General features: G+C 66.7%; 20 protein-coding genes. 3 read left to right on the forward strand and 17 right to left on the reverse strand.

Features of this window, described 5'->3' with window-relative positions; translation table 11 throughout:
- Window position 1 precedes the first annotated feature (1 nt).
- The 12 genes from nuoK to IL252_RS11955 form a co-directional block, all read right to left on the reverse strand.
- On the reverse strand, window positions 2-304 hold the full coding sequence (gene nuoK, locus IL252_RS11900; RefSeq protein ID WP_015762879.1) for an NADH-quinone oxidoreductase subunit NuoK: 303 nt from the start codon (window positions 302-304) through the stop codon (window positions 2-4).
- A complete protein-coding gene (locus tag IL252_RS11905; RefSeq protein WP_153553071.1) occupies window positions 301-624 on the reverse strand; it encodes a proton-conducting membrane transporter in 324 nt (107 codons plus the stop codon). Before IL252_RS11905 ends, nuoK begins: the two co-directional genes overlap by 4 nt.
- A complete protein-coding gene (locus IL252_RS11910; RefSeq protein WP_164731981.1) occupies window positions 621-890 on the reverse strand; it encodes an NADH-quinone oxidoreductase subunit J in 270 nt (89 codons plus the stop codon). Before IL252_RS11910 ends, IL252_RS11905 begins: the two co-directional genes overlap by 4 nt.
- Window positions 891-1,213: 323 nt before the next feature.
- Window positions 1,214-1,675 (reverse strand): NADH-quinone oxidoreductase subunit I, encoded by a 462-nt coding sequence (locus IL252_RS11915; RefSeq protein ID WP_015762876.1) that lies wholly within the window; start codon window positions 1,673-1,675, stop codon window positions 1,214-1,216.
- Window positions 1,676-1,709: 34 nt separating this feature from the next.
- The gene (locus IL252_RS11920; protein ID WP_208628178.1) at window positions 1,710-2,765 is read right to left on the reverse strand and encodes a complex I subunit 1 family protein; all 1,056 of its coding nucleotides are present in this window, start codon (window positions 2,763-2,765) and stop codon (window positions 1,710-1,712) included.
- Window positions 2,765-4,447, reverse strand: coding sequence for an NADH-quinone oxidoreductase subunit D (locus IL252_RS11925; protein ID WP_170093942.1), 1,683 nt, complete (start codon window positions 4,445-4,447; stop codon window positions 2,765-2,767). Before IL252_RS11925 ends, IL252_RS11920 begins: the two co-directional genes overlap by 1 nt.
- A 16-nt stretch (window positions 4,448-4,463) precedes the next feature.
- Window positions 4,464-5,153, reverse strand: coding sequence for an NADH-quinone oxidoreductase subunit B (locus tag IL252_RS11930; RefSeq protein ID WP_015762873.1), 690 nt, complete (start codon window positions 5,151-5,153; stop codon window positions 4,464-4,466).
- The gene (locus IL252_RS11935; RefSeq protein WP_015762872.1) at window positions 5,146-5,562 is read right to left on the reverse strand and encodes an NADH-quinone oxidoreductase subunit A; all 417 of its coding nucleotides are present in this window, start codon (window positions 5,560-5,562) and stop codon (window positions 5,146-5,148) included. The genes IL252_RS11930 and IL252_RS11935 overlap by 8 nt, the downstream gene beginning before the upstream one ends.
- Window positions 5,563-5,855: 293 nt before the next feature.
- Window positions 5,856-6,512 (reverse strand): 5-(carboxyamino)imidazole ribonucleotide mutase, encoded by a 657-nt coding sequence (gene purE / locus IL252_RS11940; RefSeq protein ID WP_208628179.1) that lies wholly within the window; start codon window positions 6,510-6,512, stop codon window positions 5,856-5,858.
- Window positions 6,513-6,562: 50 nt separating this feature from the next.
- On the reverse strand, window positions 6,563-6,991 hold the full coding sequence (locus tag IL252_RS11945; RefSeq protein WP_170093940.1) for a hypothetical protein: 429 nt from the start codon (window positions 6,989-6,991) through the stop codon (window positions 6,563-6,565).
- Between the two features lie 197 nt (window positions 6,992-7,188).
- Complete coding sequence (locus IL252_RS11950; RefSeq protein WP_208628180.1) at window positions 7,189-8,352, reverse strand: 5-(carboxyamino)imidazole ribonucleotide synthase; 1,164 nt, start codon at window positions 8,350-8,352, stop codon at window positions 7,189-7,191.
- Window positions 8,349-10,319 carry a flippase activity-associated protein Agl23 gene (locus IL252_RS11955; protein WP_208628181.1) on the reverse strand — a complete coding sequence of 657 codons (1,971 nt, stop codon included), beginning with the start codon at window positions 10,317-10,319 and terminating at the stop codon, window positions 8,349-8,351. The genes IL252_RS11950 and IL252_RS11955 overlap by 4 nt, the downstream gene beginning before the upstream one ends.
- 122 nt (window positions 10,320-10,441) lie before the next feature.
- Between IL252_RS11955 and ribH the strand changes: the two genes are divergently transcribed.
- Window positions 10,442-10,855 (forward strand): 6,7-dimethyl-8-ribityllumazine synthase, encoded by a 414-nt coding sequence (gene ribH, locus IL252_RS11960; RefSeq protein ID WP_153553063.1) that lies wholly within the window; start codon window positions 10,442-10,444, stop codon window positions 10,853-10,855.
- A gap of 34 nt (window positions 10,856-10,889) precedes the next feature.
- A complete protein-coding gene (locus IL252_RS11965; protein ID WP_208628182.1) occupies window positions 10,890-12,050 on the forward strand; it encodes a pyridoxal phosphate-dependent aminotransferase in 1,161 nt (386 codons plus the stop codon).
- Between the two features lie 296 nt (window positions 12,051-12,346).
- Here IL252_RS11965 and IL252_RS11970 read toward each other — a convergent pair whose 3' ends face one another.
- Window positions 12,347-12,775 carry an adenylyltransferase/cytidyltransferase family protein gene (locus IL252_RS11970; protein WP_208628183.1) on the reverse strand — a complete coding sequence of 143 codons (429 nt, stop codon included), beginning with the start codon at window positions 12,773-12,775 and terminating at the stop codon, window positions 12,347-12,349.
- Window positions 12,772-13,263 (reverse strand): Mov34/MPN/PAD-1 family protein, encoded by a 492-nt coding sequence (locus IL252_RS11975; protein WP_153553059.1) that lies wholly within the window; start codon window positions 13,261-13,263, stop codon window positions 12,772-12,774. The genes IL252_RS11970 and IL252_RS11975 overlap by 4 nt, the downstream gene beginning before the upstream one ends.
- 224 nt (window positions 13,264-13,487) lie before the next feature.
- On the opposite strand from IL252_RS11975, the gene IL252_RS11980 reads away from it, so the two are divergent.
- On the forward strand, window positions 13,488-15,398 hold the full coding sequence (locus tag IL252_RS11980) for a DHH family phosphoesterase (protein ID WP_208628184.1): 1,911 nt from the start codon (window positions 13,488-13,490) through the stop codon (window positions 15,396-15,398).
- 1 nt (window position 15,399) lies between these two features.
- Here IL252_RS11980 and IL252_RS11985 read toward each other — a convergent pair whose 3' ends face one another.
- The 3 genes from IL252_RS11985 to IL252_RS11995 all read right to left on the reverse strand — a co-directional run bounded on the left by IL252_RS11985 (window position 15,400) and on the right by IL252_RS11995 (window position 18,928).
- The gene (locus IL252_RS11985) at window positions 15,400-17,010 is read right to left on the reverse strand and encodes a phospholipase D-like domain-containing protein (RefSeq protein ID WP_208628185.1); all 1,611 of its coding nucleotides are present in this window, start codon (window positions 17,008-17,010) and stop codon (window positions 15,400-15,402) included.
- A 46-nt stretch (window positions 17,011-17,056) separates the two neighbouring features.
- A complete protein-coding gene (locus IL252_RS11990) occupies window positions 17,057-18,304 on the reverse strand; it encodes a HEAT repeat domain-containing protein (protein WP_208628186.1) in 1,248 nt (415 codons plus the stop codon).
- Between the two features lie 90 nt (window positions 18,305-18,394).
- A complete protein-coding gene (locus IL252_RS11995; RefSeq protein ID WP_153553055.1) occupies window positions 18,395-18,928 on the reverse strand; it encodes a cob(I)yrinic acid a,c-diamide adenosyltransferase in 534 nt (177 codons plus the stop codon).
- Between the last annotated feature and the right edge of the window lie 87 nt (window positions 18,929-19,015).

A 19,015-nucleotide genomic window follows, 5' to 3' on the forward strand; every position in this document is an offset into this window, starting at 1 on the left:
GTTACCACCTCATTGTCGTCGCCTCGGTCACGTCGATGTCCGAGAAGTTGCGGTACAGTACGAGGACGATCCCGAGCCCGACGGCGACCTCTGCGGCCGCCAGCCCCATCGCGAAGAGCGCAAACACCTGCCCCGAGAGGTTCCCGTACTGAAACGAGAACGCCACGAGGTTGATGTTGGCGGCGTTGAGGATCAGCTCGACGGACATCAGGAAGATGAGCGCGTTCCGGCGGGTGAGGACGCCGAAGATCCCGATACAGAAGACCGCGGCCGAGAGCAACAGATAGTACTGCGTGGGGATCACCGGCTCTCACCTCCGGAGTGGTCCTCGTCGCGTTCGGCGAGCATCAGCGCGCCGTCGAGTGCCGCGTCGAGCACCACGGCGATGATGAGGAACAGCGCGAGGAAGCCCTCACTCGGGATCGCACCCTCGTCCATGATCGCCGTCGGGTCGATGTTGAACATCGCCGCCCCGATGCTCTTGACGATCTGTGCGTCGGCCCCGAAGCCAGCGGGCTCTGGCAGCGACGCCCCGAGGAACGCGGCCGCGAGGACCCCAAAGAGCGCGACCGCCGCCAGTCCGGGCCACAGGGAAGTTCCGGTGTGGAGCTGTGGACGGCTCATGCCCCCACCTCGACGACGCTCTCGTCTTTGCGCGTGAGCATCACCGCGAACGTGATCAGGATCAGAACCCCGCCGACGTAGACGAGGATCTGCATCGCGGCGACGAACTCGGCCCTGAGCATGAGGTAGTGGACCGCGACGCTCAGTAACGCCACGCCCAGTAACAGCGCCGAGTGCCAGACGTCGCGGACGAGCACGACGCCCCAGCTGCTCGCAATGGTAACCACCGCGAACAGCACGAACGCTATTGTCTCGTACAGTCCCATCATTGTTGCACAGTCTTGCCGGCGCGCTTTTGAAGATTCCTCTTTCCGTTCGTCAGAACACGGCCGGTTTGGCACTCGCTAACAGCAATTCCCGGATAATGTTGCCGAGTGAGGGGGAAAGCCCCACAGAATAGTGGTCTGGTCCGGCGACCACCCTCTCCGAATCTGCGGCCGGCACGCGGCGCGCGCGGCGAGCGCCCGACAAAGGGCCTGCGGTCGGGTTCGTCGCGTCGCTCTCGAACGGGTTCTCTGACAGCCTAAAAAGGTGCCCTGAACTTCGCGCAAGCGAGTGAGCCGGCGACACAGTCGCCGGCGACGACTGTCTACTGATAGTCGACTTCGCCGTCGCCCTCGCCGATCCACGCGCCGCGGTCGGGTTCACGCGACTGCAGCGGGTCGATGTCCTTGTACCACGGGACGTTCTTCAGCTGTTCTTTGTTGTAGGCGAACTCGTCTTTGGTGTCGGCCGTGAACTCGAAGTTCTGGGTCAGCAGGATGGCGTCGACCGGACACACCTCCTCGCAGAGTCGGCAGTAGATACACTGGCCGATGTGGAGGTTGTACTGCTCGCCGTTGCGCTGGTCGTCCGTGACGATCTGGATCGTGTTGTTCGGACAGACGTTCTCGCACTGGCGACACCAGATACACCGCTCCTGGCTGAACTTGTGGACACCGCGGAAGCGCGGGCTCACTTCGGGTACCTCTTCGGGGTACGAGACCGTGAAGGTCTCGCCGTCCAGCGCGTGCTTCATCGTCGTTGCCATCGATTTCAGGATTCCGATCATAGCAGGTCACCTCGGGTTGTGGTCGTCGCGTTCATCAGGCGATCACCCCGACGATTCCGGCCGTCAGGAGCAGGTTCGCGAAGGCAAGCACGAGCAGCCCCTTCCAGCCGATCTCGATGAGCTGGTCGATCCGGACCCGTGGGATCGCGGAACGCGCCCACTGGGTGAACAGGTAGATCCCGACGATCTTGATCAGGAACCAGACGATGCCCGGCAGCACCGGGCCGGCCGGACCGCCCAGGAAGATCGTCGCGATGATCGCACCGCCGAGGAAGATGTGGATGAACTCCGAGAGGTACGCGAGCACGAAGTACACCGAGGAGTACTCGGTCTGCCACCCGGCGACGATCTCGGTCGGCGCTTCGGGAATGTCGAACGGGTTCCGTCCCACCTCCGCGAGGTTCGCGACCATGAACAGCACGAACGCGAAGGGGTTGACGAACGCGTACCACGACGGGATCGCGAGGCCGCCGAGACTAAACAGCGTCGTGCTCTGGGCCGCGACGATCTCGCTCAGGCGGAGCGTCCCGGCGAACAGCGCCACGGACATCCCCGTCAGGATCAGCGGAATCTCGTAGGCGAGGTTCTGCGCGACCGCGCGCAGCCCCCCGAGGAACGAGTACTTGTTGTTCGACGAGTAGCCGGCCATCACGAGGCCCAGCGAGGCGACAGAGGCCATCGCGAACACGTAGGCCAGTCCCGTCTCCGGGTCGGCGATCTGGATGCCGTTCCCCATGGGAATGACGGCGAAGCCGGCCAGCGCCGAGAAGACCATGATGAGCGGCCCCAGGTCCCAGGCCGGACGGTCGACGCCCTCCGGAATGATCAGTTCCTTCGAGAGGAGGCGGAGCGCGTCTGCCGGGATGATCAGGATGCCTGCCGGCCCGTGTCGGTTGACCGCGATCCGGTCGGTGAACGCTGCCGTGATCTTTCGCTTGCCCCAGATCCCCGAGACGGCGACCAGGGCGAGCAGACCCGACGCGATCACACCGGACGCGACGACCGCCATCACGAACAGGACCAGCGGGTTCGACGGGTCCAGTCCGAGCAGGTTCGCGAGCGTGTCGGGAAGCGGCGTCTCGGATTGCATTACCGGTCCACCTCCCCGAGCACGATGTCGAGGCTGCCCAGCGAGGCGATCATGTCAGGGATGTACTCGCCTTCCGACATCGTCGGCAGCGTGTGGAGGTTGCTGAAACACGGGCTGCGGATCTTGAACCGCGCCGGTTTGTCGGTACCGTCCGAGCGGATGTAGATCCCCAACTCGCCTTTCGCACCCTCGACCGCGCGGTAGATCTCGCGGTCGGGATCCGGGCGCAGCGTGCGGGGCACGTTGGCCTGGATCTCGCGCTCGTCTTCGGGCCAGTCTTCCAGCAGGTCGACACACTGCTCGATGATCTTGGCCGACTCCTCGACCTCGCGCATGCGGACGAGCAGGCGCGAGAAGTTGTCACAGCCGTCCTCGGTGACGACGTCCCAGTCGAGTTCGTCGTAGTAGCCGTAGGGGTCGTCCCGACGGAGGTCGTAGTCGATGCCGGAACCGCGTGCGACCGGGCCCGTCGCACCGTAGCTCTTGGCGTCTTCCGGCGGCAGGACGCCCGTGTCGACGGTCCGCATCTGGAGAATCTCGTTGTTCGTCAGCAGGTCGTGGTACTCGGTGAGCTTCTCCGGGAGGCCGTCGACGAAGTCACGGACCTTCTCGAAGTACTCCTCGCGGGGCTCGGGCAGGTCCCAGGCCACGCCGCCCAGCCGGAAGTAGTTGAACATCAGCCGCTGGCCGGTCAGGTCTTCGAGGAGGTTCTGGACGACTTCGCGGTCGCGGATGCCGTACATGAACGTCGCGGTGAAGTCCCCGTTGATGTCCAGCGCGAACGTCGACACCGCGAGCATGTGTGCGGCGATCCGAGACATCTCTGCGCCCATCGTTCGGATGACCTGCGCGTACTCCGGCACGTCGATGTCCGCCAGGTCCTCGGCCGCGCGGGCGTAGGCCCACTCGTTGAGCAGGCCGGCCGAGATGTAGTCCCAGCGGTCCGGGTACGGCATGATCTGGTGGCGATAGGTCCCCTGCTGGCACATCTGCTCCTCACAGCGGTGGAGGTAGCCGATGTCGGGTTCGAGATCGGCGATCTGCTCGCCGTCGAGTGCGGTCTTGATGTGGAGCACACCGTGAGTCGCCGGGTGGTGTGGCCCGATGTTGACGAACATCGTGTCCGGGTCGTTCGGGCTCCGCTTGTCGTCTTGCAGCGGGTTCGCGTGTTCCCGCAGTGGGACGATCTGTGGCTTGTCCTGGTTGTAGTCCAGCGAGAGGGGGTGACCCTGCCACGTTTCGGGGAGGAGAATACGGCGGAGATCCGGATGGTCGTCGTACTCGATCCCCACGAGGTCGTAGGCCTCGCGCTCGTGCCAGTCGGCGGTCTCGAAGACCTCGGCCCCGGACTGGTTGTGTGGATCGTCACGCGGCGAGGGCACGACGACGCTGACTTCTTGGGTCGGGTCGTCGTACTTTTTGAGGTGGTAGATCGACTCGTAGCGGTCCTGGTACTCCTGTGCGGTGACACAGGAACAGAAGTCGAACCCGGCCTCGGTCTTCAGAGTCGAGAGCACGGCCTGCACGTCGTCGGGTCGGATGACGAATCCCTCTGCGTTGACGTGGCTCTCGCGACCGATGACGTAGTCGTCGATCAGCGCCTCGATCTGGTCGTAGTCCAGTCCGTCGTCCGTGACGCCGACGTCGAGCTGTGTCGACGGTTCAGGTTCTTCGAGACTCATGCGAGACACCTCCGAGTCATGGCGAATCAGCCCAGTTGTACCGCATCACGAGGTCCTCCTCGTCGATCTCGGCGGCCAGTTTGTCGACGAGTTCGTCCTGTTCGAGGTCGCCGAACTGTTCGAGCTCGTATGGCTTGACCGTGACCGGCGCGGACTCGCCGTTGGCGATCCGCTCCTGGAGTTTCGCGACGCCGTAGATCAGCGCCTCGGGGCGGGGCGGGCAGCCGGGGACGTGGATGTCCACCGGAATGACCTCCTCGGCACCCTTGATGACGTTGTACCCCTCCTGGAACGGGCCCCCAGAGATAGTACACGATCCCATCGAGACGACGAACTTCGGCTCGGGCATCTGGTCGTAGACCCGCTTCATCCGCGGGGCGAACTTGGAGACGATCGTCCCGGGGACGATGATCACGTCCGCCTGTCGTGGCGAGGCGCGCGGGACGCCGGCACCGAAGCGGTCGAGGTCGTGTTTGACCGCGTAGGTGTGCATCATCTCGATGCTGCAACAGGCGATCCCGAACTGCAGCATGAACATCGAGGAGCCGCGCACCCAGTTCATGAACTTGTCGAACTTCGTGAGGATGAACGGCGTCGAACCGAACGCCTCCCGAAGCTTCGAGTTGAAGCGGTCGTCGGCACCGCTCCCGATCCGGGCTTCCTGTGTAGACTGTGCGTCGCCGGGTGTTGGTTGGTCACTACTCATTGTTCGTACTCAGTTGCCGAGTTGCCCGCGGGCTTTTGACCCACTGTACAGCGCCGTTGCGCCACGCCCAGGCGAGCCCCGCGACCAGGACCCCGAGGAACAGAAGCATGGGGAACAGCACCTGCTCGTAGCCGAGGGCACCGACCGCGTCCCGATAGATGACCGTCCAGGGGAAGATGAGGACGGTCTCGATGTCGAAGACGACGAACAGCAGCGCGACCATGTAGTACTGGATGTTGAATCTGATCTGCTGGCTGCTGCCGGTCGGGATTTCACCGCTCTCGTAGGTGGCGCGTTTGCCTTGTTCGGGCACGCTCGGTCGTAACAGCGCCGATACCGATATCATGCTCAACGGAATCAGGACGCCGACGAGCGCGAGCGCGCCGATCGCAATCCATGGATTACTCATTCCGGAATCTCCTATCGTTTGTGACTATCGACCGCTGGCATATAAGGGTTGATTCTTGTGATTTCCGGGGATTTCAGTGGCCTACGACAGCCACGCCCGGCCGTCGGTGCTGGGAACACGTCGAGAGCCGGTTCAGCCGCCCTACTCCTCGTCCCAGTACTCGGCTTTGAAACCCGGCGTCCCCAGCTCGTGCAGCTCCACCTTTTTCCGCGTCGGGTATCCTCGCTTCGCTGCGGGTACCCTCGCGCAAAAACGTGGGTCAAAAAGCGTCCACTCGCTTCGCTCGGGCCGCCCTACTCCTCGTCCCAGTACTCGGCTTTGAAACCCGGCGTCCCCAGCTCGTGCAGATCGCGAGACACCGTGCCGACCTCGTCCTGTAGTTCGTCGTGGTACGCCTGCAGGCGCTCGCGGAGCTCCGGGTGTTTCCGCGAGAGGATCTGGGCCGCGGTGAGAGCGGCGTTGAACGACTTGCCGGCGTCGACCGCCGTGATCGGCGCACCCTGTGGCATTCCGATGACGCTGTCGACGGACTTCTCCTGGACCGGAACGCCGATCACCGGTAGCGGGTAGGCGATCGAGGCGGTCATGTTCGGGAGGTCCGCGCTCTTCCCGCCCGCGCCCGCGATGACGACATCCAGACCGCGGGCCTCGGCCGTCTCGGCGTAGGCGTACATCAGTTCCGGCGTCCGGTGAGCCGAGACGACGAACGACTCGAACGTAAAGCGGGCCTCGGGCGCGTCGGTAAAGTCGGTCTGTTCGGCGAAGTCCAGTTCCTCGGCGAGGGCGGCGTAGGCACCCGGACGCTTGCCCTTGCCGCCGGCCATCGTCGCCAGGTCCGAGTCCGAGCCCATGATGATCCCCACGTCGGGGGTCGCCTCGTCCGGGCGGTCCATCTCGGCTTCCTCGCGGAGCTGGTCGATCAGCGACTGCACGCTCTCTGGCTCTGTCATGAGCGGCTCTCCGTCCCGCTGGGCCGTAAGTGTGGGCGATCCGTCGCCGGTCACTCGACGGCGTCCTGGAGCGAGACGAGGAGATCGATCAGCTCCTCGCGACTCATGTCGTCGAAGTCCGTCCGGGAGAGTTCGCGGAACTCCATGTACTCCTCGTCGTCGAGACCGAACTCCAGCAGCGTGTCGCCACCGGGGTCGGCGACGAGCCGGTCACCGTCGGGGCGGTCGACCAGCGCGACCGGGAGGACGCCCCCGGCATCGCGGACCATCGACAGGAAGTTCGAGAAGATCTGTTCCGGAGTCGTGCCGGCCTCGTACTGGCGGACGATGTCCCGGTGGGCCGCACGGTACAGCTCGGACTCGGTGTCGATGTTGGGGTACGCGCGCGAGAGCTGGTAGGCGAGCGTCGGCGGCCGGGTGTAGTGGGCGTGGCGCTCCGCCGTGAGCCACTCGGGAAAGTCGTCTGGTAACTCGGACATGTCAGACAGTACGACAGCCGTTCAGAAAAGTACTAACTATTAGCAAAACGCCTCGCGGAACTGTAACTGAGATTTATCTCGACCGGGACGAAACTGAGAGTGCGGTTCCTATCAGAGGCACGCGGCACGACTCTCTTCCCGTGGCGGGGACTGGACATGGCCTCGCCACGCTCGACACGAACCGAGACGGACAGTGCTCACTGCGAGCGAGACTGGAAGGTCAGTTGCTCTCGCAGTTCCCGAACGTCCGCGAGTAGTTCGCCCGTCGTCTCGCCGTCGCCGACGAGGGTCACGTGTCCCATCTTCCGGAGCCGGTACACCTCGCGCTTTCCGTACCAGTGGAGGTGTGCCCGAGGCGTCTCGAAGACCGCGTCTTCGCCGGACAGTGTCGCCCGCTGGCGGTCCGCTACGTCGCCCAGCACGTTGGTCGAAACCGTCGGTCCGCGGCGCTCGGTCGTCCCGAGTGCTCGTCCGGTGACGGCCCGAACGTGCTGTTCGAACTGCGAGGTGTGACACCCTTCGATGGTCCAGTGGCCCGAGTTGTGGGGGCGGGGCGCGATCTCGTTGAGCAGGATCTCGCCGTCGCTCGTCTCGAACAGCTCGATCCCGTAGACGCCCCGCCCCTCCATCGCGTCGAGTACGTCGAGCGCGACCGCTCTGGCCCGCTCTCGAACGTCGTCGTCGGCCCGCGGGGGAGAGACCGTCTCTCGGAGGATCTCCTCGCGGTGGATCGTCTCGGTGACCGGGAACGTGTCGCGCTCGTCGGCCCCAAGACAGCCCATCACGGCCAGCTCTCGCTCGAAGTCGATCATCTCCTCGGCCATCGCCGGCCCCTGGATCGCGTCGAGTGCGTCGGTCACGTCGTCGGGCGACTCGACCGGGTAGTTGCCGCGCCCGTCGTAGCCGCCTTCGCGGGCTTTGAGCATCAGCGGATAGCCCAGTTCCTCGCCCGCCGCCCGGAGGTCGTCTTCGTCGTCGACCTGCCGGAAGGCCGGGACCGGGACGCCAGCGTCGCCGAGGCGGCGCTTCTGGACGAGTTTGTCCTGAATGAGACGGAGCGTGTCCGGCTTCGGGTGTACCGGGACGCCGGTTTCGGCCGCGACCGTCTCCAGTGCGTCCGGGTCGGTCAGCTCGATCTCGAAGGTGAGGTAGTCGGCGCGCTCGGCGACGGCTCGAATCGTCGAGACCTCGTCGAACTCGCCGACGAGCGCGTCGCTCGCGACCGGGCCGGCCGGCGGGTCTTCGGTCGGATCGGTCACGACGAGATCGACGCCCAGCGGCGCGGCGGCCTCCGCCAGCATCCGTCCGAGCTGACCGCCGCCGACGACGCCCAGCGTCACGCCTGGTGTCGAGATGGTCATGTGCGAGGGGTTCCGACCGACCCGCTTAAGCGTTGCCTCACGGAACGGTCGCGCTCGACGTCCTCGTGGACCCAGAACACCATCCGCGTGCCGTACGCTCGCATCTCGTAGGTCTCTCGGCTGTACGCGTCATCCAGCGCCGTCTCGGGAGTCGTCTGGTCCGAGGCGACCGTGACGACGACGGCCGGCGGCCTGTCGTCCAGTCGGTCCGTGACGTTGCCGGGCGTCCTCGCACAGTCCACGTCGGCGTCGCTGGTGGCGAAGTACCAGGGCAGCGGCAGCGCGTTGAACCACTTGCTACAGAGGGGTCGATAGTTGAACTTCGAGCGGTTCCAGCCGGCCCGGTCCCGCTCGACGAGGGCCTCGTCGTCGGCCCAGCGGTCCCCCTCCTCGCCGTAGAACAGCAACACGTCCGGCCCGGGTCGGTCGTCGTCGGCCGCCCGGTCGATCGCTTCGAGTTCGGCCCGCGGGCTGTCGCCGGGCTGGGCGTACTGTACCAGATAGTTGTCCTCGGACTGGTCGTCGAGGTACACCGAGTTCGTGACGACGCCCGCGGTCGCGCCGCCGACGAGCAGCAGAACGGCCGCGGCGGTCGCGAGCCCGACCGCGTCGTCCGCGACGAACGCGCCCCGCGCCCAGTCGACGATCCGGGCGAGCCCCACGGCGGCCGGAATCGAGAGCGGGACGAGCGCGTGGACGACGAGCCAGGCCCCGAAGATGTCCGTCCCCAGCGGGTAGCCAAGCACCGAGACGAACCCGCAGTAGCCGGCGAGCATCACGAGGTTCCGGCTCTCCGCGCGCCCGTATCGCTCGGCGGCGAACCCGACGACCGAGAGCACCGTCAGGGGCGCTGCCTTCAGCCCCATGACCCGGACGAACCGGCCGAGATACTCGACGTACGTGCTGGCGATGCTCTCCTCGCCGCTCTCGCCGGCCTGTCCGAACCACTCGCCGTACTCGAACCGAACGTGGGCCCAGGTCTCTTCGAGGAGCGTCGGCAACTGCGCCGGGTCCCCGACGGCCTGCCAGAGCATCACCTGCTCTGTCGTCCCCGGCGGGTGGTACAGTCCCGCCTCGCCCGCGCCTCGCGGTGCGTAGAAGAACAGGCTGAGCGCGAGAAAGACCGCGGCGACGCCGACGAGATGTAGCAGTATCCGCCCGCCTCGGGAGCGCCAGCCCGGAGACCGCTCCGACGGGGAACCGCCGTCCGTCGGCGCGCCCCCGCGGACGCGACCGGCCAGCGCCCGCAGTTTCGCCAGGAGGAGCCGCGCGCCACTCGCGTCGTTCCGGGGGCGATACAGCGCCTGGTCGGCGAGCAGACCGACCGCGCCGAGCCACGTCAGCACGTAGAGAATCGCGTTCTCTTTCGAGGCGAAGCCACACGCCATCAGCGCCCCGGCGGCGTAGACGTAGCGCCAGCGCCGCGTGTCGTAGAACCGCACCAGCGCGCCCAGCGCGAAGAACATGAACGTCGCGACCAGCAGGTCGCTGCGCATGAACCGCGAGTAGTAGAGGACGACGGGGTTGACGGCCAGAAAGAGCGCCATCGCGAGCAGTTCGACCCTGCGGAGGTGCTCGCGAAACAGCAGCGCCGACAGCGGGAGCGTCGCGCTGATCAGCGCGACCGGGAGCCGCATCGTGAAGTCGTTGGCACCCACCAGCGGGAACAGCCAGCCGTTGACGTGCTGGACGAAGGGACCGTGGATGATCCGGCGGTAGGCGAACGACCCCGTCTCGACGTAGTAGGTGATCCAGTAGCCGACGCGCGCTTCGTCCCAGTGGGCGATGCGATCACCCAGGAAGGCCAGCCGGAGGACGAGACCCAGGATCGTCACCGCGAGGATCAGACCGGCAGTCGTCGTCGCCAGCGTCCGGAGCGATCGGCCGTCGTCGCTGGGGTCGCCGGCACCACCGTCGGTCTCCTGTGGAGGGCGCTCGGCGTCGGTGTCGGGGCCCGACGAATGCATACCGGCCACTGAAACGAGGGCCGTTTAGAATACTTCTGGTTCGTGGTAGATCGACGCCGCCGATCGTCGCGGACTCGGCCGTAAGCGGTACTTCTTTTAGCTCTCCCACTCGCCACTCGGGTATGGTGCAGCTCGGGCTCGTCGTCGCCCAGTACGACAAACACGGGCAGGTTATCGAAGCGATGGAAGCGTCGGCTCGCGAGGCCGCAAAGGGCCAGGACGCGACGATCGTCGCGACCCGCGAGGTGCCGGGGTCCTACGACACGCCGCTGGCCGCAGACCGGCTGGCACGGCGCGACGACATCGACGCCGTCGCGGTGCTGGGCGCGATCGTCACCGGCGACACCGACCACGATCAGGTCATCGCCGACGCCGCCGCGCAGGGACTGACGCGGGTCAGCCTCGACCGCGACACCCCAGTGACGATGGGCGTCATCGGCCCGGGCATGAGCCAGGACGAGGCGACGGCACGAACCGACAAAGGCGGCGACGCCGTCGACAGTGCCGTCTCGCTCGCGACGGAACTGCGACAGTGAGCGCGCAGCGACGACAACGACAGAGAGTACTACAATGACACAGGACTTCGCCGCACGTGTAGGACGAGTCGAACCGAGCGCGACGCTCGCGATCAGCAACAAGGCCGCCGAACTGGAGGCCCAGGGAGTCGACGTGGTCGACCTGAGCGTCGGTGAACCGGACTTCGACACGCCCGAGAACATCAAAGACGCCGCCAAGGAGGCCCTCGACGCCGGCCACACGGGCTACACGCCCACCAGTGGCATCCCCGAGCTCAAGACGGCCATCGCCGAGAAGCTCCACGACGACGGGCTGACCCAGTACGACGAGGACAACCTCATGGTCACGCCCGGCGGCAAGCAGGCCCTCTACGAGATCTTCCAGACGCTGATCGACGACGGCGACGAGGTCGTCCTGCTGGACCCGGCGTGGGTCTCCTACGAGGCGATGGTGAAACTCGCCGACGGCTCGCTACAACGCGTCGACACCGCGGCCCACGACTTCCAGCTCGCGGGCGCGCTCGACGACCTCGCCGAGACGGTGAGCGACGACACGGAACTGCTGGTCGTCAACTCCCCGGGCAACCCCCACGGTGCGGTCTACACCGACGAGGCCCTCGAAGGCGTTCGCGACCTGGCCATCGAGCACGACTTCCAGGTCATCTCCGACGAGATCTACAAGGAGATCACCTACGACGGCCGCGAGGCGACCTCGCTGGGGACGCTGGAGGGCATGGAAGACCGGACGATCACGCTCAACGGCTTCTCGAAGGCCTACTCGATGACCGGCTGGCGGCTGGGCTACTTCGCCGGCCCCGAAGAGCTGATCGACGAGGCCGGGAAGGTCCACGGCCACTCGGTCTCCTGTGCCGTCAACTTCGTCCAGCACGCGGGCGTCGAGGCGATCCGCAACACCGAGGACGAAGTCCAGGAGATGGTCGAGGCCTTCGACGAGCGCCGGACCTTCCTCAAGGACCTCTTCGAGGAGCGAGGCGTCCACGTCCCCGACCCCCAGGGAGCCTTCTACATGATGCCCGAGGTCGCGCCCGACGGCGACGACGACGCGTGGTGCGAGGAAGCCATCGAGGAAGCCCACGTCGCGACCGTGCCCGGCCACGCCTTCGGGACGCCCGGGTACGCGCGCATCTCCTACGCCAACAGCAAGGAACGACTCGAAACGGCCGTCGAGCGACTCGACGACGCCGGCCTGCTGTAAGAGCACCTTTTTCTGCTGCGGGTTCGCTCGCTGTGCTCGCGAACCGCTTGCGCAAAAACGTGGTCCTCCTGAACGGCTCGAGAGAGCTTGCTCTCCCGGTGGTGAAAAAGGCGCGAGCGCAGTTCACCGACGGCGAGACCAGTGGTCGAGCCGTCGGCCTTTTTCACCGACGTTTTTCGAGGAGAGGTTCCCGCAACGAGCGCAGCGAGTGAGGAAACCCGACGCAGAAAAGGTCGATGCGCACACTCACGGATCAGCCGCTGTGCGCGAGACTGAGAACGACGACCTCGATCCAGTCAGCTCCGTTCGTCCAGAATCTTCTCGATGATCGAGCCCGTCGAGAGGATCTCCTCCTCGCTGGCTTTTCGCGGCCCGGCCCGGCGGACCTCGCAGTCCAGGCCGCGCTCGTCGAGCGCCGTCTCGATCCCCTCGACCTCGTGGTGCTGGTCGTAGCCCAGCGCGATCACGTCGGGTTCGATCTGCTCGATGGGGACGAAGATGTCCTCAGGATGGCCCAGTCGGGCGTAGTCGACGGGATCGAGCGCCTCGACCATCTCGACGCGCTGGCGGTCGGGGACGACCGGTGGCGCTTTGTGCGTGACGTTCTCGCTGCGGGCGACGATGACGTGGAGTCGGTCGCCCATCGCCTTCGCCTCGCGCAGGTAGTGGACGTGGCCGGGGTGGAGGATGTCGAATGTCCCCTGGGCGACGACGTCGCGGGTCACCACTCGTCCTCCCGCAACTCGGCGTCGATGTCCGCCTGGGTGAAGTCGAAGAACTCCTCTTCGGGCGGTTCCACGTCCAGCACGTCGAGTTCGATCGGCTGGCCCTCGTTGTCGAACGCCTGCCAGTCGCCCTTGTCGTAGGGAGCGCCGACGATGATGTGGACGTCGCCGCGGCCGAACGTCTGCAGGTCGGCGTCACTCGGCTTGAGCACGCCGTTGGGGTGGGAGTGGATCGATCCCGCGGCCCGCAGGTCGTTGGGTACCATGCTCGTCTTGAGCGTCGCGCTCACCGGGTTCGATTCCGTTCCGGGGATCACGAGCACGTCGGACAGTACCGTGCCGTCCTCGTCCAGCCCGAGTTTGCGTGCGTCCTCGCCGCGCAGGATCCCCATGTACTCGTTGGGGTGGCTCTCCTCCGACGCCGCGAGGGCGAACTCGAGCGCGGAGTCGGCGATGCCGAGGATCCCGCTCGAGCGAAACAGGCCCATGTCTGAACGTGTGGTATCGCGCCTTCTAAACTTTCCGAGGAACGTGTCGGGGACGGTGGCGAACGTCGCGAGCGGCGAACACACCGAAAGACTTCGCTCGGCTTTCGAGCCCTTCCGCACTGTGTTCGGTGTGTCAGCATCATCAATCACCCGGGACTCAGCCGCTGCTAGCTGACGCGCCGATACCGAAGCATAAAAGCGCGGTAGCGACCAAGACAGGTCAAATGTCTCCGCCAGCCGGCACCGACACGGGTGCCCCGGTTCCCGACGGGGGAACCGTCGTCTACGAACTCGCTGACGGCTGCACCCTCGACGACGTCGAGGAAGGCAGCTGCTACGTTGGTACAGTCAACGGCGTCGTCGAGTACGGCGTCTTCGTCGATCTCTCCGAGGAACTGTCTGGACTCGTCCACGACTCGAACCTCGTCGGCGACTACGACGTGGGCGACGAACTCGTCGTCGAACTCGCCCAGGTCAGAGAGAACGGCGACGTGAGCTTCGAAGAGGTCCAGTTCGCCGACTACACGACCGAATCGGTCGGCCGCGGGTCCGACGCCGTCGTCGACGATCTCGCGGACGCGACCGGCGAGACCGTCACGGTCCGAGGCGAAGTTCTCCAGATCAAACAGACCGGCGGGCCGACGATCTTCCAGCTGCGCGACGAGAGCGGCGTCGTGCCCTGCGCGGCCTTCGACGAGGCCGGCGTTCGGGCGTTCCCGGCCGTCGACCTCGGCGACGTGGCCGAGGTGACCGGCCGCGTCGAGAGCCGCAACGGCGGCGTCCAGGTCGAGGTCGAGGAGCTGACCGTCCTCGAGGGCGACCGCGAGCAGGCGGTCCGTGACGACATCGACGAGGCGCTGGACGCTGCGGCCGAGCCCGCAGATATCGACCCCCTCGTGGAGTGGCCGGCCTTCGAGAAGCTGTGGGACGATCTCAGAGACGTGGCCCGACAGCTCCGTCGGACCGTCCTCGAAGGGCGGCCGATCCGGATGCGACACCATGCCGACGGCGACGGCCTCTGTGCCAGCGTCCCGCTACAGCTCGCGCTGGAGCGGTTCGTCGCACAGCACTACCAGGACGACGAGGCCGGCCGACACATGCTCAAGCGGCTGCCGAGCAAGGCACCCTACTACGAGCTGGAGGACGTGACCCGCGACCTCAACTTCGCGCTGGAGAACCGCGAGCGTCACGGCCAGAAGCTCCCGCTGGTCCTGATGCTCGACAACGGCTCGACCGAGGAGGACACGCCGGCCTACCGGAACCTCCGGCACTACGACATCCCGGTGGTCGTCGTCGACCACCACCACCCCGACCCGGAAGCCGTCGAGCCGCTGATCGACGCCCACGTCAACCCTTACCTCCACGACGAGGACTACCGGATCACGACCGGGATGATGTGTGTCGAACTCGCCCGCATGATCGACCCGTCGCTGACCGACGAGCTGCGCCACGTCCCGGCGGTCGCCGGCGTCTCGGACCGCTCCGAGGGGGAGGCAATGCCCGAGTACGTCAAGCTGGCCCGACAGGAGGGCTACGACGAGGCAGATCTCCGAGATGTCGGCGAAGCACTCGACTACGCCACCTTCTGGCTCAAGTACGACGACGGTCGCGAACTGATCGACGACGCGCTGAACGTCAACTGCGACGACCGCGACCGCCACGAGGAGATCGTGGAGTTCCTCTCGACGCGGGCCGAGCGAGACGTCGACACCCAGCTCGACGCCGCGATGGACCACCTCGAACACGAGCGCCTGGACAACGGCGCACACCTCTACCAGATCGACGTGGAACACCACGCCCATCGCTTTACCTACCCCGCGCCGGGCAAGACCACGGGCAAGATCCACGACCGCAAGGTCGAGAAGACGGGCGATCCCGTCATCACGATCGGCTACGGTCCGGACTTCGCCGTCCTCCGCTCGGACGGCGTCCGCCTCGACATTCCGGAGTACGTCACCGAGCTGACCGACGAGATCGACGGCGGCGGCGTCAGCGGCGGGGGCCACCTCGTCGTCGGCTCCATCAAGTTCGTCAAGGGGATGCGCGAGCAGGTGATCGACGCGCTGGTCGAGAAGATGGCCGACGCCGAAATCGACGAGGAGCTACAGAGTACGGGCGTGCTGAGCCAGGACTGACCTATCGCCGTTCGAACCTGATTTTCCCGCCGACGATCGCGGCCAGTCCGAGACAGCCAGCGACCGCCGCGAGCAATCCGTAGGGCAGCGGCGAGCGACCGCCCCGCCAGTCGGCGTCGAACACCGTCCCGTAGTAGTCGGCCACCGCAGAGCCACGCAGCAAGAGGAGGGTCTCGCGGTTGTTCGCGGCCGCCTGGTCGTTCCAGTTGAGGCTCCCGAGGACGACGCGGCGGTCGTCGACGATCGCGCCCTTCGCGTGGATCTTCTCGTAGCGTCCCGCAGGGTCGGCGAGGCGAACTGACAGGGGCGCGTCGTTGGCGCTGGCCCACTCCTCGAAGCGCTCGGCGAGCCGCTCGTTGTCCTCACGGACGTACCACGCGCTGGACAGCAGGAGGCGAACGCGGACTCCGCGGTCGGCGGCGCGACGGAGCGCGGCCGCGAGGGTGCTGTCCCAGCCCACCGACACCTGTATCACGTCGATCGAGCTCTGTGCTCCGTCCAGCCGATCGACCAGTCGCGGCTCGGCGTTGTCCGGAGTTACCAGCAGCGTCGTCTCCTCGACGGGGACGGTCTCGGGAGCGACGGTCGTCTCGTAGCTCGCGTTCGAGACCGCGCCCCGTTCGAAGGAGCGGCCGCGGCGAAACTGCGACCAGGGGCGCGCGTCGCGACCGCTGGCGTCGGCCCGGTACGTCGCAACGAGGCCGTCGACGACGCGGGACTGGTTCGTTCGGACACCCCAGCCGCGGCTGCTGTGGCCGCCGGTCCCGCTCGGCTTCCAGTTCTCGGTGAGGACGAGCGCGCGCTCGTCGGCGACCGCGTACTTCGCGTGGTGGTAGTCGTAGCGTGCGTACTCGCCGCCGATCAGTCGGACCTCGACGCCGGCCTCGGTCAGACGGTCGAGTCGCTGTGCGCCCTGGCGCGTGCGCCCGCCGACCGGCGCGCCCTCCAGCAGGACCCGCACCGTGACGCCCCGTTCGTGTGCCGCGACGAGCGCGTCGGTGACCCGGTCGGAGGTGAGTGTGTATCCCGCCAGGAGGAGGCGGTCGTCGGCGTCACGCAACGTCTGGATCGGCACGGCGGGACCGTCCGGGAGCACGAACGCACGGACGTGGCCGCCGTCCGCCGACACCACTGGCCGGTTCGTCGCACCGATCGGTCGCCAGACGGGCTCGGTCCCGTTCCAGGTGACGCGTTCGCCCGCCGCCGTGTCGCGATAGACGGCTCGGTCGACGACGGTGCCGTTCCGACGCACCTGGAGGTGTTCGCCGCTGTTGGCGAGTCCGAGTCGATCGACCGCGACGACCGGCGCGGCCGTGTGATTGCGAGCGCGATCGGGTCCGGCAGAGAGAGCGACCCGCCCGCGCCGGGAGACGTTCGACAGCGAGACGGTCGTGTCGCCGTCGGTGAAGACGTAGCCGGCGAGATCGATCTCGGCGGGGAGCCGGAGGACGACGAACTCGCCCGCGTCGCCGTCGGCGATCGGGTCCGGGTACGCGGCGACGATCTCCGGGTGCGGATCAGACGGTGCCGTCTCGTCCTGTGCGACGGCCGGGAGAGCACTCGCTGCGAGGAACAGACAGCAGACACAGAGGAGCGGGGCGAAACGGACCATCGAGACGGGATGGGCCGTCTTCCCTGATAAACTGCGGGCGAGACGCTCAGACGCTGGCGGCTTTCTCGGCCTCGGCCTGGACGAGGTAGGCCTCGTCGTCGGTGTACTCGCCGGCCACGTCCAGCGCGCGGGCCGTGCCGATCTGGCGCAGTGCCCACGCGGCAGAGGCCCGAACGGAGTCGACATCGTCCTCGCCGAGTACGTCGGCGAGCGGCTCGATCGCGCGGGTGTCGCCGAGCAGGCCCAGCGCGCGGGCCGCGACCGAGCGGACCTCGTCGTCCTCGGCCACGAGCCGGTTGGCGACGGGCTGGACGGAGTCGGCGCTACCGATCTCACCCAGCGCGCGCAGCGTCACCTTCTGGAGCGCCGGATCGCCGTCGCCCTCGATGAAGTCGTGGAGCGTGTCGGCGGCACGCTCGTCGCCCATCTTTCCGAGGATCCGGATCGGAAGCTTGTCGCGCTTCTGTGCGCGCTGGTGGAGCTCCTCGAAGGCGTCGGTCGCCTCGCTGCCCATGTGGAGGAACTGATCGAGGACGTACTCCTCCATGAACTCCGAGTCGTCCAGCTTCCCCAGCGCGAACAGCATCGGCTCGACCTCGCCCTGCTTGGCGTAGATCTTCAGGGCCGACCACTCCGGCGGGAAGTCCTTGCGGTTCTCGTTGTCCAGCACGTCGTAGAAGCCCCGAGCGTCGAGTTGTTCCTGGACGGTGAGATCGTCCCACGTCTCCGCGGCGTCGAGATCGTCTTCGAGCGCGGCCGCGGCTTCGACCAGTCCGGCGATGGCGTCGGCGTCTTCGTCGGGGTCGAGGCCGGACGTTTCGAGCGCCGTCGCGGCGTCGGCAAGCGCGTCTGACGCGCTCTCGGGCGTGTCGCCCGCGTCGGCGTCGAGGTCGTAGTGCTCGCCAGCAGCGTCGAGGAACGACTCGACGGCGGCGACGGCCTCTCGTTCCCCGTCGTCGGTCCACTCGCTGTCCGCGACGGTCGAGGACGCCGAATCGACAGTCTCGGCAACGTCCTCGACGTAGGGGCCGCGCTGATCTTCGAGGTCGTCGCGCAGCTCCGAGAGGCGCGACTCCAGTTGCTCGCGCGGGTCCTCGGCGTCCTCGTCGTCCTCGTCGGGCTCCGGTAGCTCGGCGTCTTCGAGGTCCGATTCGATCTCGTCGAGGGTCGCCTCGACGTCGTCCAGTGCCGACTCGGTCGTTGCGGCCTCGAGGGCCTCGGCTGCGTCGTCGAGGCGACTGTCGAGAGTCACGTCGAGTGCAGCGTCCTCGCCGTCGTCGTCCCCGTTGCTCATGCTCGGATGTGTGTCTGTCCGGATCAAAGGCGTTTCCATCCGCAGCCGTGAGGACGACCGCCGACGAGCGGGCCACGCCGGCAGCGGCGGTCAGTACTCGGGATTCTCCTCGCGGACACCCTCGCGTTTGTTGACCAGCCGCGCGAGCGTGAACAGCGCGTCCGACAGTCGGTTCAGATAGACGATCGCGGTCTCGTTGACCGGCTCTTCGGCCGAGAACGAGACCGCCCGCCGTTCGGCGCGCCGACAGACCGCACGAGCGTGATGAAGTTTCGCGCCCGGTTCGGAGCCGGAGGGAAGGATGAACTGCGTGAGCTGCTCCAGTTCGGCGTCGGCCTCGTCGATGAACGACTCCAGGGTCTCGACGTGGCGCTCGCCGATCTGTGGATCGTCGTCCTCCGGCGCAGGGTTCGCGAAGTCGGCCTGGACGACGTGGAGGTGGTTCTGGATCGCCCGGAGCTTCTCGTCGATGTCGTCGTGGCCGGTCGGCCGCACGACGCCGACGAGCGCGTTGACCTCGTCGACGGTGCCGTAGGCTTCGATCCGTTTGCTGTCCTTCGAAACCCGCTCCATGTTCCGGAGGTCGGTCTGGCCCTGATCGCCACGGCCCGTGTAGATCGTCATGGTCGACGCTGGGGCGGCCAGTGACTTATAGCCGCCCGGGGCAGCGATCGATAAACGAGTATCCGCGATAGTGAATGCACCCGGATC

This window comes from Halomicrobium sp. IBSBa, from assembly GCF_017612575.1.
In the GTDB taxonomy this organism is placed as follows: Archaea; Halobacteriota; Halobacteria; order Halobacteriales; family Haloarculaceae; genus Halomicrobium.

Bases quoted from the DNA above. Each gene is read 5' to 3' on its own strand.
- IL252_RS11975 (WP_153553059.1), bottom strand. From the start codon at position 13,263: ATGGGCCTGTTTCGCTCGAGCGGGATCCTCGGCATCGCCGACTCCGCG.
- IL252_RS11910 (WP_164731981.1), bottom strand. From the start codon at position 890: ATGGGACTGTACGAGACAATAGCGTTCGTGCTGTTCGCGGTGGTTACC.
- IL252_RS11955 (WP_208628181.1), bottom strand. From the start codon at position 10,319: ATGCATTCGTCGGGCCCCGACACCGACGCCGAGCGCCCTCCACAGGAG.
- IL252_RS11925 (WP_170093942.1), bottom strand. From the start codon at position 4,447: ATGAGTCTCGAAGAACCTGAACCGTCGACACAGCTCGACGTCGGCGTC.
- IL252_RS11985 (WP_208628185.1), bottom strand. From the start codon at position 17,010: ATGGTCCGTTTCGCCCCGCTCCTCTGTGTCTGCTGTCTGTTCCTCGCA.
- IL252_RS11980 (WP_208628184.1), top strand. From the start codon at position 13,488: ATGTCTCCGCCAGCCGGCACCGACACGGGTGCCCCGGTTCCCGACGGG.
- IL252_RS11905 (WP_153553071.1), bottom strand. From the start codon at position 624: ATGAGCCGTCCACAGCTCCACACCGGAACTTCCCTGTGGCCCGGACTG.
- purE (WP_208628179.1), bottom strand. From the start codon at position 6,512: ATGACAGAGCCAGAGAGCGTGCAGTCGCTGATCGACCAGCTCCGCGAG.
- IL252_RS11965 (WP_208628182.1), top strand. From the start codon at position 10,890: ATGACACAGGACTTCGCCGCACGTGTAGGACGAGTCGAACCGAGCGCG.
- IL252_RS11995 (WP_153553055.1), bottom strand. From the start codon at position 18,928: ATGACGATCTACACGGGCCGTGGCGATCAGGGCCAGACCGACCTCCGG.
- IL252_RS11920 (WP_208628178.1), bottom strand. From the start codon at position 2,765: ATGCAATCCGAGACGCCGCTTCCCGACACGCTCGCGAACCTGCTCGGA.
- IL252_RS11935 (WP_015762872.1), bottom strand. From the start codon at position 5,562: ATGAGTAATCCATGGATTGCGATCGGCGCGCTCGCGCTCGTCGGCGTC.
- IL252_RS11990 (WP_208628186.1), bottom strand. From the start codon at position 18,304: ATGAGCAACGGGGACGACGACGGCGAGGACGCTGCACTCGACGTGACT.
- IL252_RS11945 (WP_170093940.1), bottom strand. From the start codon at position 6,991: ATGTCCGAGTTACCAGACGACTTTCCCGAGTGGCTCACGGCGGAGCGC.
- IL252_RS11950 (WP_208628180.1), bottom strand. From the start codon at position 8,352: ATGACCATCTCGACACCAGGCGTGACGCTGGGCGTCGTCGGCGGCGGT.
- ribH (WP_153553063.1), top strand. From the start codon at position 10,442: ATGGTGCAGCTCGGGCTCGTCGTCGCCCAGTACGACAAACACGGGCAG.
- IL252_RS11930 (WP_015762873.1), bottom strand. From the start codon at position 5,153: ATGAGTAGTGACCAACCAACACCCGGCGACGCACAGTCTACACAGGAA.
- IL252_RS11915 (WP_015762876.1), bottom strand. From the start codon at position 1,675: ATGATCGGAATCCTGAAATCGATGGCAACGACGATGAAGCACGCGCTG.